The organism is Micromonospora globbae, from assembly GCF_003610785.1.
Lineage (GTDB): Bacteria > Actinomycetota > Actinomycetes > Mycobacteriales > Micromonosporaceae > Micromonospora > Micromonospora globbae.
In genome coordinates this window covers 72,001-83,302 of sequence record NZ_RAQQ01000005.1, presented here as the reverse complement: position 1 = coordinate 83,302, position 11,302 = coordinate 72,001, and the positions used below count along the sequence as shown (strand labels likewise).

Here is an 11,302-nt window from a genome sequence, read left to right as displayed (position 1 = left end):
GCACCGGCGTCAGAAGCGCTCGCCCGTGGACGGGCGGCCGGCCGCGTCCCGGGGCGCGACGGCCCGGGGATCGTCGGCGGTACGCGCGTGCGCCGCCCGGTCCGCCCAGTCCTTGTTGCGTTCCGCGGCCTGGAGCCGGCGCTCCTCCTCGGACCTCTGCTGCTGCCGGGACGCCTGCTGCTGGGACGTCTGCCGCTGCTCGGCCATGGTGATCCTCGCGATCCGTCGGGGCGCGATCTCGCGCCGACACGGTCTGCGGTCGCCTGCCGCCTACCCGACCCGCCCGCCGGCAAACGCCCGTCCATGCGTGGCGCCGGCCGCTCCGGGTAAGTCGACGGCGCCGGCGCGTGCCGGCCGGTGGGTGGAGGTGACGGGATGGACGTACGTACCAGTGAGGTGACGATCCCGGTCGGGCAGGCCGAACTCCCGGCCGACCTGGTCCTACCCGCCGATCCGGCCGGGGTGGTGCTCTTCGCGCACGGCAGCGGCAGTTCCCGGCACAGCCCCCGGAACACGGCGGTGGCCCGGGTGCTCAACGACCGGTCCCTCGGCACCGTCCTGGTCGACCTGCTGACGCCGGCCGAGGACGCCGTCGACGCCCGGACCGCCGAACTCCGCTTCGACATCCGGTTGCTCGCCGAACGGCTCGCCGCGATCGTCGACTGGCTCACCACCGAGCCGGGGACCCGCGGACTACCCATCGGCCTCTTCGGCGCCAGCACCGGCGCCGCCGCGGCCCTGGTCAGCGCCGCGGCGCGGCCGGAGCAGGTCCGTGCGGTGGTCTCCCGCGGTGGCCGGCCCGACCTGGCGGGCCCCGCGCTCGACTCGGTGCAGGCGCCGACGCTGCTGCTCGTGGGCGGCCTGGACGATCAGGTGCTCGAACTCAACGAGCAGGCGCGGGCCGCCCTGCCCGGCCTCGTCGAGCTGGAGGTGGTGCCGGGCGCCACGCACCTCTTCGAGGAGCCCGGCACGCTCGAACGGGTCGCCGACGCGGCCGCCGACTGGTTCGCCACGCACCTCGCGCGCTGATCGCGGGCCGTGTTTGCGGTTCGGGCCGTCGGGAAGGCAACGGATCGACAACCGTAGCGAGGAGGACGTCGTGGGCAACTTCATGGACAAGGCCAAGGACTTCGCCAAGAAGCACGACCAGCAGATCGACCAGGGGCTGCGGAAGGCCGGCGAGATGGCCGACAAGCGCACCGGCGGCAAGTACAAGGACCGCATCGACAAGGCCGTCGACCAGGCGCAGACGCGTACCGGCGGCGGCGACCAGGCGCGTTGAGCGACCGACGCTCCCGGGTCCTCGCGACCCGGGAGCGTCGCACCAGCGGTCACCGCTGGTGTTCGCGCAGCTCCGCCATCGACGTGGTGCGTCCCGTCAGCGCGTCGCGCATCCGGTCGACCAGCCCGGCGCCCGGTCCGAGCAGCTTGTTCGCCGGCGGGTGGTCCGGCGCGGCGGGGTGCGGCCGGGTCGGGGCGGCCTTCTTGGCGGTGGCGACCTTGCCGGCCAGCTCGACCAGCTCCTCTCGGGCCACGGCGGCCCGCAGCCGGGGGAACAGGTCCCCCTCCTCGTCCTGCACGTGGTGGCGGATCGTGCTCGTGAGATGGCCGAGGAGTTCGTCGAAGCGCGGATCGGACGGGTCGACGCCCTCCAGGTCCTTCATGGTCCGTTCGGCGTCGGAGTGCTCGGAGATCTCGTGCTCGGCGACCTTGCGGCCGTCCGGCAACGCCTTGCGGGCGGCCGGGTAGACGTACATCTCCTCCGCCACCGCGTGCCGGACGAGCTCCGCGATCACCACGTCGGCCAGCTGGCGGCGGTGCTCCGGGGTGCCCTGCCGGCTCTCCAGCTCGACGAAGAGCGCCTCGATCTCGCGGTGGTCGGCCGTGAGGACGTCGACGACGTCCTGGTCGGCATACGACGGACTGGTCATGTCGTGGCCCCTTACCGGTTGCGGAACGGTCGGTGCCGGAGTGGGTACCCTCCCCCGGTCGGGCGAATCGTCGCCGGCCGGGGTATCCGACGGCTCCGTCACCCCGATGCGTCGAGGAGGGCGCCCAGGGTGCGTCGCGCCGTCGCGGCCATGACCGGGTTGGTGTCCACGTAGTAGGGGAGCGCGCCGATCGCCTGGACCAACGCCCAACCGCGCCCGCGCTCCCAGGTCGCGTCGTCGACGCCGAGCGCGCGCCGATAGGCGTCCCGGGCCGCAGGTCCCATCAGGTTCCAGGCCGGCATGAGGTCCACGGCCGGGTCGCCGAAGTTCACCGTGCCGAGGTCGATGACGGCGGCCAGCCGCCCGTCGCGGACGAGCAGGTTGCCCGGCATGAGGTCGGCGTGCACCCACACGTCCGCGCCGGTGTGCGCGGGGGCGTCCCGGCACCCGGCCCAGATCCTGCCGAGCCGGGCCGTGTCCACCAGATCGACGCTCCCCGCGAGGCACCGCTGGACGAACCCGTCCATGAGGTGCAGCGGCCCCCCGCGCCCCCGACCGGGCCAGACCGCCCCGGCCGTGTCCATGCCGTGCAGGGCGGTGACGAAACCGGCGAGATCGCGGGCGACGCGGACCGGGTCGCCGACCGCGGCGTCGTCCAGCGGTGTGCCGGGAATCCAGCGGTACGCCGTCCAGACGCCCGGATAGCCCGGTCCCGGCTCGCCCAGCGCCAGGGGCTCGGGAACCGGCAGCGGGACCTGCGGGGCGATCCGGCGGGCGACCTCCTGCTCGCGTACCAGCTCGTCCCGGTGCTCGGGGCTCGGCCGCAACGGGAATCGCAGCACGATCCCCTCGCCGAGCCGGAACAGCGCGTTCACCGTGCCGTGCGAGACGACCGGACGTACCGGGTGGTGCCGCCACCGGGGGAACTGCGCGGCGACGAGGGCGGCGACGACCCCGGATGTGACGTCGACCTGGTCGGGGTGCATCCTCACCCGCCGATCCTGGCGGCACCGGTGTCCCGGTGGCGACCGGTTTTCGGCGGGCGGGAGGCGTCCGGGCGGGTGACGGCGGGCGGTGCAGGAATCACCCGCTCGGGGTGGGGTAACCGCCGCCATGGCCGAGGACCGTCCGGACACCGATCACGCGCGGTCGCCACTCGGCACGGCCGCCGAGCGGGGCGGTGAACACCTCGCGCAGGCTCGGCACCGCGGTGGCGAGGCGGGCAGGGTACGCCTGCGCCAGCTCGAGGTCACCCTCGTCATCGCGGCGCAGGCCGGGCTCGCGGCCGCACTCGCCGCGCTCGTCGCGCAGAAGCTGCTCGGCCACGGCGCGCACGTCTTCGCGCCGGCGGCAGCCGTCGCCACCATCGCCACGGCGATCGGGCAGCGCACCCGCCGTACCTTCGAACTGCTCGCCGGGGTGGGACTCGGCATCATGATCGGAGACCTGCTGCGCCTCCTGCTCGGCAGCGGTCCCTGGCAGACGGGGCTCGTGGTGGGACTGGCCATCGCCACCGCACTTCTTGTCGCCGGCCGCGGCGGAGCGTTGGTCGGCCAGGCGGGCGGTACCGCCGTCCTGATCTCCACCCTGACACCCACGGAGCGCGGCCTGGAGCTGCCCCGGATCCTCGACGCCCTCATCGGCGGTGGCGCGGGTCTGCTGGTCGTCGCGCTGCTGCTGCCGGTCAACCCCATCCGGGTGCTGGACCGGGCCGCGATGCCGGTCTTCCTGACGGTCACCACCCAGCTCAAGGAGATCGCGGCCGCGCTGCGGGAGCGCGACGCGGACCGGGCCATCCGGGCCCTGGAGCAGGTACGCGGACTCGAACCGGACCTGGGCCGCCTGAACGAGGCGCTCAGCGGCGCGGAGGAGGTGGTCACCCTGGCGCCGGCCCGGTGGCACCGCCGGGCGCAGTTCCACAAGTACGCCCGGACCATCGAGCACCTGGAGCGGCTGGCGCTGGACGTGCGGGTACTGGCTCGGCGCTCGGCGACCACCATCCAGTACCAGGAACCGATCCCGGAGGAACTACCCGCGGCGATGGCGCGGCTCGGCGCGGCCGTCCACCAGATGCGCGAGGACTGCCGGGAGCGGGAGCGGCCCGAGCGGACCCAGAAGCTCGTCCTGGAGGCGGCGAACCTCGCGGGCCGCGCGTGGGCGCAGGGGGTCCACTCCTACGGCGACTCCGTGATCACGGACCTCCGGTCGGGCGCCAGCGACCTGCTCCGGGCCATCGGTCACGAGCCGGAGGAAGCCAACCGGATGGTGCGTACGGCCGCCGGGGCCGGCCAGCGGGCGATCCGGCCCCCGGCACGCCGTCGCCTGCACCGGGCCGCCCAGCAGAACTTCTCGACCCGTACCGAGCGGATGGCGCGCCGCGCCGCCCGGCGGGGTCGGCCCGGCCGGGCGAGGGACGAACAGGCCGGGCCCGCCCGAAAGGGGAGCCCGGCCCGGTGACGTTCGTGGATCAGGCGGAGTAGCCGCGCTCCGCGATCCAGTTGGCGACCTTGGCCAGCGGCATCCAGTACTCGCCGTTGCCCGGGTCGGCCGGGTCGGCGATCCGGATGGTGTCACCGCCGTCGCGGTAGCCCACCAGGGTCAGGTAGTGGCCGCCCTCGTACGAGTGCGGGTTGCCGTCGGTGTCCACGGCCGTGCCCTTGACGTTGGCGACCACCGGGCGGCCGGCGTCCAGGGCCTTCATCACGTCGGTACGCAGCCGCTCGACCTGGTCCGGTCGGGCCACCGGGTCGGGAATCTCGGTGGTGCGGTACCCGCCGCCGGTCAGCTCGTTGAGCACCCGGGTGGTGTCCAGCGCGGAGGGCGTACCGGCCTCGGTGGTGCCCAGCAGCCGGGCCACCTCGTCCTGGGAGATCGCCTTGCCCTGCGCGGAGAGCGCCATCCGGGTGGCGGCCGGCCCGCAGTAGAAGAAGTTGGGCTGGGCCTGGTAGTCGACGCCCACGAGGCGCTCGGCCCGGCGGTCGTGACCAACCTTGTCGGCCTTGCCCCCGTTGTTCGCCTTGTCGGACCTACCGGCCGGGGCGAACATCGACGGGTTGGTGTGGACCGGAGCGGCGTGGGCCGCCACGGCGGGACCCAGCGCGCACCCACCGGCGACCAGCAGACCGGCGACGGACAGGCCGCTCTTGTGAATGATCGGATTCATGGGTCGGGCTCCAATCGGGGGGTATGACGCCTCCGGCCGGAGGCGCAGGCACCGGGACCGGCGCTCGGCTCAGCAGCACGCGACGCCCAGGGACGGGCGCCTGGGCTCACCCGGGACGTAACGGCCCTGCCCCGGCCGGCATTCCGGTTCGGCCACGGAGGGTGACCAAGACCGTCACGGCGGGTGGCGTCGCGGTCTCGTGCAACGGCGGCAGGAGCGGCGCCATTCCAGGCGCGGTGACGTGCCAGGGAGTGACGTGAGGCACCCGTGGCGCCGGAACCGGTCAGGCGGCGCGGACGGTCACAGACTGCCCAGCAGGCGGGCGACGGCGATCTCCAGGACGACGCGCTGCGGGTTGGGGCGGGGCGTCCGGTAGCGCTCGGCGTACCGGCGCTCGGCCTCGGCCACGGCGGCCACGTCCGCCCGTACGACCGCCCGGCCCTCGATGGTGAGCCACCGCCGGCCGTCGACGTGGCAGAGCGCCACGGGGGCGCCCTGCGGGCCGGCCGCCGCCACGTGGCGGGCCTTGCGGGAGGCGGCGGACGTGATGACGCGGGCCAGGCCGGCGTCGGCGTCCAGGGTCACCCCGACGGGCACCACGTGCGGGGTGCCGTCCGCACGCAGCGTGGTGAGCGTGGCGAGGTGCCGCTCCCGGAAGAACGCGACGACCCGCTCGTCACGCATGTCCAGATGATGCCCGACCGGCATGTCCCGTCCTCCGTATCCCGATGGTCCCCGGCCACCCGGCACGGGCCACGGCCGCCGAGCGCCCGGCGATCATCGCACCGGTCGGTGGGCGCGCCCGGGATCCGGCGGGGGGCCCGCCTGGCCGGGCAGCCGGCGGGTCGCCGCCCGGTGCTGGTGGACGAGCCGGGTCACGTAGATCAGCGCGCCGGCCAGGACTCCCATGTCGTCCAGGTAGATGGGGTCGGGCAGCAGGTCCACCGGGAAGATCGTGTAGATCAGCGCTCCGTAGAGGGCCACCTTGCCGCCCGCGCCGAGGGAGGTGAGCAGGCGGTGGGCGCGGACCAGCCGGATCGCGAGCAGCACGGCCCCGACCAACGTGGCGAGCGCCACGACGCCGACGATGACGATGACGATCCACGCTTCCCGGGACATGCGGTCACGCTAACCCAGCCGGACCATCCCGGCCCGCCACGCGGGTGGACGGACCGTGGCCCCGCCCCTCCGCCCGCCGCGAATGCCGACGGCGGCCACCCGATGCGCGGCCGCCGTCCGGACCGCCGATCAGTACGCGGGCACCGCCGCGCGGCCCCGCGCGACCACCGGGTTCTCCCGGGTCTGCCCCTCGGCCGAGGCCACGACCTCGTCGAGCGGCAGCACCGACTGCGAGTCCTCGACGCGCCGGCCCGTGGCCGCGAACGCCTCCTCCCGCAGGCTGCGGGCCGCCTCCGCGGCCACCTCGGCGGCCCGCCAGGCAGCCTGCTCCCGCTCCCGTGCGGCCTGGTGCCGGGCGAACAGGTTGTCCCGTACCGCCCGTCGCAGCACCAGCTCCTGCTCCACGGGGTGCAGCCGCGGGTCCCAGCCGTTGCGGTGCGCGAAGACGTCGCTGAGCTGCTCCACCGACAGCTCCCGCCGCCAGTACGCGTCCAGCGCCGCGCGGTGCAGGAAGCGCTCACGGTCGACGTACTCGGCCGGGGTGCGGGCCGTGCGGGGCAGCGGCATCGCGGCGGCGGCGCTCAGCCGGCGTACGTCCGCCTCGGCCGCCTCGTACGCCTGCCAGGCCGTCTCGACGGCCTCCTGCGCGGCCAACCACTCCTCCCGCCGGCGCTGCGCGGTCGTCGTGGCGCGTTCCGCGGCCACGGCGACCTCCTGCGCGTAGCGGGCCCGTTCCCGTTCCTCCTCGGCGGATTCGAGCGGGCTCGGCATCGCGGCGCTCCGGATCCGTGCGGCGGCGGCGTCGCTCGCGAGCCGGCCGGGCCGCAGCAGCAGGACGGCGACGGTGACGGCCACCACGGCGAGCAGGCTCAGCCAGATCACGGCGGCGCGCGGGACGTCGGGCAGGACGGCGGAGAGGACGGTCTGCATCATCTGCACCTCGTGGTCGTGTGTCGGGAGTGGACGATGTGACCCGCCGGTGGGCGGAGAGTCGGCGAGGAGGGCCGCGTCGGGCGCCGGCGACGACGTGCGGACCGGTGGGCGTCACACCCGCGCCGCGCCAGGACCGTGACGGGCCGGTCCGGGCGATTCCCGACGGGCGGTCGCACCGGCGCGCCGCGACGGATGGCCGCCGTCCGGAGATCCGGGCAGGGCGGGGCGGTCGGGCGGGGACCGGTGCGGGCCGTCGTCGCCGGGAGCGGCGCTCAGCGGGCGGTCGTCGTGGCCCTCGGATCAGGCGGTCGGTGGCCCGCGGCGGCCGGGCGTGCGGCGGCCGGGCTCGGCGGCCGGCGTGGCGACCGCGGCCGGCAGCACGACGTCGGCGGCCGGAGCGACGGAGCTGTGCTCGTCCGTCGGCGGGTGGGCGGAGACGTCGGTGTCGGCCAGCCGATCCGCGGTCGGTGCGCTGTCGGGCGATCCCACGAGGGCCCGGCTGCTCACCGTGCTCGCCGGCGCGGCCACGGCGGCCGGCGTCGGGGCGGACGCGAGAGTGGCGGCGTTGAGGCCGACGGTGAGGGCCAGCGCCGCGACGGCCAGGCGCGTCAACTCGCGCAGCGAACGCAGCGTGGCCCGCCAGGCGGGGCGGGCGAACGCTACGGACAGCACGTCACCAACCTATCGCTCTTGGCGACCGGGCGCAGCGCGTACCGGGCCGTGAGGAACGTGACCGTGCCCACGCCGGCGAATGTGGACGGACGCCGGCCCGCGCCGACGAGGGCCGGTACGGCGACGGCCCACCCGGAACCGGACCGGGTGGGCCGTCGGCGATGCGAAGGGGTCAGCCGCCGAGCACCGGGGGCGCCGCGTCCTTGCCGTCACCCCACACCATCTCGTCCTCGGTGAGCCAGGTCAGGCGCTCGTCGGACTCGTCCTCGTCCTGCTGGCCGCGGCCGCCGAGGACGCCCGGCCGGGTGGCCGCCGCGCCGCGGCCGGTGCCGTCGCCGCGCCGGCCGTCGAAGCTGCGTCCCACGCCGGTCGCCGAGCGGTTCTCCGGCCCGGCGGGGCCGCCGGCCGGCCGGCCCGTGGTCGTCGGCGCGGTGCTGCTGGAGCCGGCGAGCGCGGCCGTGCCGACCAGGCCGGCGCCCGGGGACATGCCGGTGGCGCCCAGCACGCCGGCACCGGCCGTCCCGGTGCCCGCACCGGCGAGGCCGACCCCGCCGGGGCCGCCGCCGGGCATCAGCGTGCTGTTGGTGAGCGGGCCGGCACCGGCCAGCGACGTCCCGTACTCCGGCTCGCCGGAGCCCGGCCCGGTCACGGAGGCGGGCGTGGGCGCGCCGCCGCCCACCGTGGTCAGGCCGCCGCCGCCCCCGTGGGTGCTGGTGGGCCCGCTGCTCACGTGCTCGGGAGTGCTGATCGAGGCGCGGCCGGTCTGCGGGTCGGCGGCGCCGAGGTGCGCCACGGTCGTCGGCGTGCCGACGTTCGGGCCGCTGCGCGGGGCCGGGCCGCTGCCGTCCACGGTGCCCGGGAGGTCCGGGTCCGGCGGCGGGGGCGCGACGACCCGCCCGTAGGCGGAGAGGTCGTACCCCTCGGCCAGGTCGGCCACGACCTTGATCATGCGCTGGTGCGCCTTCTGCTGCTCTTCCTTGTCCTGCTGGTGACCGAGCAGACCGCCGACCACGGCGCCCGGCACGCCGAACATGATGCCGCCCTTGACCGCACCGGAAAGGGCCTGGTCGTGGTCGTCGGTCTCCTCCGGGCTCTCCGCGGACCGCTGCGCCGTGCGCAACTGGCCGGCCATCATGGTGAGCGCCTGCTTGACGTCCGCCATGCCCTCGCCCAGCGTGCCCGCGTAGTCGACGATGTACGTCAGCCGACGCTGGAACTCCTGCGCGGCCGAACCCGTCCAGGTGTGGGACAGCTTCTCCAGGTCGTCGCCGAGGTCGCGACCGAGGGCCTCGACGGTGCCCTTCAGCGACGACCAGTCCGCGGCGAGATCGTCGATCTGCCCCGGCTTGCCGGCCATCACGGCGTCGTAGAGCTCCTGGTGGCTCGCGCCCTCGTAGCGCTGGGTGTACTCAGACACGCGGCTTCTCCTCCGGATTGAGCGCCTCGTTGACTCCGTCGAGGGCGGCCCTGATGTCGTCCGCGGTGGCGGCGTTGCGGGCCTCGGCCGTCCGGTAGTTGGTCAGGATCGTGCTCGTCGCCTCCTGTGCGGCCTTCACCGCCCGCTGGAGACGACCGACCTGCTCCACATAGGACTGGTGGATCTCCGAGTAGCGCTGGGAGTTGCTGGTGGCGTGGGCGAACGTCCCCAACGCCGGAGGCCGGCACTGCATCTCCGTGTTGAGTTTCCGCAGCAGCGAGTCGGCCTGGGTCAGCCGATCGGCCAACCGCTTGTGGAAGTCCTCAAGGGACAGCAGATCGACTTCCGTGCGCCCGGTCATGGCAACATCCCCGTAGTGGTAATCGACAACCGTTGGCCAGCCTCAGGTTAGTGCACGCGGACGACACGGGCGACCCGCCCGTCGCCGTGTGCCGCCCCGGCGGTCAGTTCGCGTCCGCCGGCCCGCCGGAGGCGGGCGTACCGCCGCTCGGCGTGCCGGTGGGCGTGGTGCCGGCGCCCGGCGACGGCGACCCGTCCGTGTCCGGGTCGGTGGACGCCGAGGGGCTCGACGACGGGGCCTGGGCGGAGGGCTTCGCGGCTCCCCCGGCCGGCGTGCCGGGCTCGTAGTACGTCCGGGCGTCGTCGCGTTCCAGCGTGGGGCCGGTGGGTATGAGGGCGAGCAGCGAGCCCGGCACGGCGAGCGGCGTGACGCCGCCGTAGCCCAGCGCGGTGAGCGCGTCCCCCGAACGCGTGCCGAGCGGGTACCGGACGCCCTGCGCGCTGATCAGGTAGACCGTCGACCCCGGCGCGCCGGCGCCGCTCTCGCCCGCACCCGGTGCGGCCTGGGCCACGACGCCCTTGCCGCCCGGGAGCAGCACGCGGTCCGCCGTGCGTACCGTGTCCCGGCTGGTCTGCTCCACCGGCAGCGACTCCGGCTCGCCGCCCGCGAGGTCCGCCGGCGGCCGGTCGAACACCTCCAGCGTGGTGACCGGCGGGCCTCCGCCCGCGCCCGCCCGGTAGGTCGCGCAGACCACGGTCCGCCCCTCCTGCGTCGGGTAGAGCTCGGGCAGCGTCGCCGGCATGCCGGCCTCCTCCACCCGCTCGTCCGTGAGGTGCCGACCCGCCTGCTCCGGAGTGATGTCGATCACCTGGCCGCCCTGGCGCAGCAGCAGCTGTGTGGTGACCTCGCCGATCGAGGCCAGCCCGTCCCGCGTCAGCACGTAGTGCTGGCCGGCCGCCCGGTAGACCTGGCCGATCCGGCCCGGCCGGCCCCCCACCGACAGGCCGCTCGGCTGGTTCATGCCCGCCAGCTCCGGCTCGCGCAGGGCGGGACCGGCCGGCACCGCGTTGAGCAGTTGCGGTCCCACGGTGAGGGTGGGCGCGTTCGCCATCCGCAGCGCGGCCAGGCGGCTCTCGCCGGCGAGCTGCATCCGGAGGTCGTGGGTGAGCAGGTACCGCTGGCCGTCGATGTTCGCGAGCACCGCCCGGTCGCCCAGCGGCGTACCGCCGGGGAGCGGCCGGTCGATCACCAGGTGGGTGCTCGACCGGCGGGGGTCGGTCGGGTCCGGCACCTGGCACACCGACCACGGCAGACCCGCCAGCGACTCGCGGTCCGGCAGGTCGTCCGGCGCGCCGACGATGCCGACCGTCCGCCCACGCGGCCGGTCCTCGATCGAGGCGCGCGACATCGTGCGGACCTCCGGATCGGCCTCGTTCAGGATGAGCCGGGCGGACGCGTAGTTCAGCGTCGGGTGCAGCCGGCCCTCGTAGAAGACGTACGTCGCGCCGGTCTCCCGTTCGATGACCAGCGTGTTCTCCTCCAGCGGCGCGGTGTTGCCCGTCAGCTGCCCGTACGCGCCGGCGCCGCCGAGCACCACGGCCGCGGCGATGACGCTGCCGAACACCGCCATGCCGAGCCGCCGCATCGGCAGGTTGCTGGTCTCCGGGTCGCCCGACAGCAGCGCGGAGACGATGCGGCGGGTGACGAAGCGGTACGCCTGCACCTGATCGCGGCGGGTCCGCATGACTTACCTCCGGAGGGGTGGG

General features: G+C 75.2%; 14 protein-coding genes. 3 read left to right on the top strand and 11 right to left on the bottom strand.

The window, feature by feature from the left end; translation table 11 throughout:
• Window positions 1–9: 9 nt before the first annotated feature.
• Window positions 10–207 carry a hypothetical protein gene (locus D7I43_RS08355; RefSeq protein WP_120327843.1) on the bottom strand — a complete coding sequence of 66 codons (198 nt, stop codon included), beginning with the start codon at window positions 205–207 and terminating at the stop codon, window positions 10–12.
• 168 nt (window positions 208–375) lie between these two features.
• Here D7I43_RS08355 and D7I43_RS08350 point away from each other — a divergent pair, with 168 nt between their 5' ends.
• Together D7I43_RS08350 and D7I43_RS08345 are read left to right on the top strand one after the other, a co-directional pair.
• Window positions 376–1,029 carry a dienelactone hydrolase family protein gene (locus tag D7I43_RS08350; RefSeq protein WP_120327842.1) on the top strand — a complete coding sequence of 218 codons (654 nt, stop codon included), beginning with the start codon at window positions 376–378 and terminating at the stop codon, window positions 1,027–1,029.
• Between the two features lie 70 nt (window positions 1,030–1,099).
• Window positions 1,100–1,282: an antitoxin gene (locus tag D7I43_RS08345; RefSeq protein WP_120327841.1), complete on the top strand. Its 183-nt coding sequence runs from the start codon at window positions 1,100–1,102 to the stop codon at window positions 1,280–1,282.
• Between the two features lie 49 nt (window positions 1,283–1,331).
• Here D7I43_RS08345 and D7I43_RS08340 read toward each other — a convergent pair whose 3' ends face one another.
• Both D7I43_RS08340 and D7I43_RS08335 read right to left on the bottom strand, forming a co-directional pair.
• Window positions 1,332–1,931 carry a hemerythrin domain-containing protein gene (locus D7I43_RS08340; RefSeq protein WP_120327840.1) on the bottom strand — a complete coding sequence of 200 codons (600 nt, stop codon included), beginning with the start codon at window positions 1,929–1,931 and terminating at the stop codon, window positions 1,332–1,334.
• 98 nt (window positions 1,932–2,029) lie between these two features.
• On the bottom strand, window positions 2,030–2,917 hold the full coding sequence (locus tag D7I43_RS08335) for an aminoglycoside phosphotransferase family protein (protein WP_120327839.1): 888 nt from the start codon (window positions 2,915–2,917) through the stop codon (window positions 2,030–2,032).
• Between the two features lie 127 nt (window positions 2,918–3,044).
• Between D7I43_RS08335 and D7I43_RS08330 the strand changes: the two genes are divergently transcribed.
• Window positions 3,045–4,388: an FUSC family protein gene (locus D7I43_RS08330; RefSeq protein WP_120327838.1), complete on the top strand. Its 1,344-nt coding sequence runs from the start codon at window positions 3,045–3,047 to the stop codon at window positions 4,386–4,388.
• Window positions 4,389–4,398: 10 nt separating this feature from the next.
• Here the strand turns inward: D7I43_RS08330 and D7I43_RS08325 are convergent, their stop codons facing one another.
• The 8 genes from D7I43_RS08325 to eccB form a co-directional block, all read right to left on the bottom strand.
• Window positions 4,399–5,094 carry a C39 family peptidase gene (locus D7I43_RS08325; RefSeq protein WP_120327837.1) on the bottom strand — a complete coding sequence of 232 codons (696 nt, stop codon included), beginning with the start codon at window positions 5,092–5,094 and terminating at the stop codon, window positions 4,399–4,401.
• A gap of 300 nt (window positions 5,095–5,394) precedes the next feature.
• Window positions 5,395–5,778, bottom strand: coding sequence for a pyridoxamine 5'-phosphate oxidase family protein (locus D7I43_RS08320; RefSeq protein ID WP_420870190.1), 384 nt, complete (start codon window positions 5,776–5,778; stop codon window positions 5,395–5,397).
• A gap of 93 nt (window positions 5,779–5,871) precedes the next feature.
• Complete coding sequence (locus D7I43_RS34065) at window positions 5,872–6,213, bottom strand: YkvA family protein (RefSeq protein ID WP_120327835.1); 342 nt, start codon at window positions 6,211–6,213, stop codon at window positions 5,872–5,874.
• A 129-nt stretch (window positions 6,214–6,342) separates the two neighbouring features.
• Entirely contained in the window at window positions 6,343–7,146 is an 804-nt protein-coding gene (locus tag D7I43_RS08310; protein WP_240032861.1) for a hypothetical protein, read from the bottom strand.
• A gap of 300 nt (window positions 7,147–7,446) precedes the next feature.
• Window positions 7,447–7,818, bottom strand: coding sequence for a hypothetical protein (locus D7I43_RS08305; protein WP_120327834.1), 372 nt, complete (start codon window positions 7,816–7,818; stop codon window positions 7,447–7,449).
• Between the two features lie 172 nt (window positions 7,819–7,990).
• The gene (locus D7I43_RS08300) at window positions 7,991–9,235 is read right to left on the bottom strand and encodes a WXG100 family type VII secretion target (RefSeq protein WP_120327833.1); all 1,245 of its coding nucleotides are present in this window, start codon (window positions 9,233–9,235) and stop codon (window positions 7,991–7,993) included.
• A complete protein-coding gene (locus tag D7I43_RS08295; RefSeq protein ID WP_120327832.1) occupies window positions 9,228–9,596 on the bottom strand; it encodes a hypothetical protein in 369 nt (122 codons plus the stop codon). The genes D7I43_RS08300 and D7I43_RS08295 overlap by 8 nt, the downstream gene beginning before the upstream one ends.
• Window positions 9,597–9,699: 103 nt before the next feature.
• Window positions 9,700–11,280 (bottom strand): type VII secretion protein EccB, encoded by a 1,581-nt coding sequence (gene eccB, locus D7I43_RS08290; RefSeq protein WP_120327831.1) that lies wholly within the window; start codon window positions 11,278–11,280, stop codon window positions 9,700–9,702.
• Between the last annotated feature and the right edge of the window lie 22 nt (window positions 11,281–11,302).

Excerpts from the sequence above, each read along its gene's own strand:
- D7I43_RS08355 (WP_120327843.1), bottom strand. The coding sequence starts at position 207 with ATGGCCGAGCAGCGGCAGACGTCCCAGCAGCAGGCGTCCCGGCAGCAG.
- D7I43_RS08350 (WP_120327842.1), top strand. The coding sequence starts at position 376 with ATGGACGTACGTACCAGTGAGGTGACGATCCCGGTCGGGCAGGCCGAA.
- D7I43_RS08340 (WP_120327840.1), bottom strand. The coding sequence starts at position 1,931 with ATGACCAGTCCGTCGTATGCCGACCAGGACGTCGTCGACGTCCTCACG.
- D7I43_RS08335 (WP_120327839.1), bottom strand. The coding sequence starts at position 2,917 with ATGCACCCCGACCAGGTCGACGTCACATCCGGGGTCGTCGCCGCCCTC.
- D7I43_RS08330 (WP_120327838.1), top strand. The coding sequence starts at position 3,045 with ATGGCCGAGGACCGTCCGGACACCGATCACGCGCGGTCGCCACTCGGC.
- D7I43_RS08325 (WP_120327837.1), bottom strand. The coding sequence starts at position 5,094 with ATGAATCCGATCATTCACAAGAGCGGCCTGTCCGTCGCCGGTCTGCTG.
- D7I43_RS08320 (WP_420870190.1), bottom strand. The coding sequence starts at position 5,778 with ATGCGTGACGAGCGGGTCGTCGCGTTCTTCCGGGAGCGGCACCTCGCC.
- D7I43_RS34065 (WP_120327835.1), bottom strand. The coding sequence starts at position 6,213 with ATGTCCCGGGAAGCGTGGATCGTCATCGTCATCGTCGGCGTCGTGGCG.
- D7I43_RS08310 (WP_240032861.1), bottom strand. The coding sequence starts at position 7,146 with ATGATGCAGACCGTCCTCTCCGCCGTCCTGCCCGACGTCCCGCGCGCC.
- D7I43_RS08295 (WP_120327832.1), bottom strand. The coding sequence starts at position 9,596 with ATGACCGGGCGCACGGAAGTCGATCTGCTGTCCCTTGAGGACTTCCAC.
- eccB (WP_120327831.1), bottom strand. The coding sequence starts at position 11,280 with ATGCGGACCCGCCGCGATCAGGTGCAGGCGTACCGCTTCGTCACCCGC.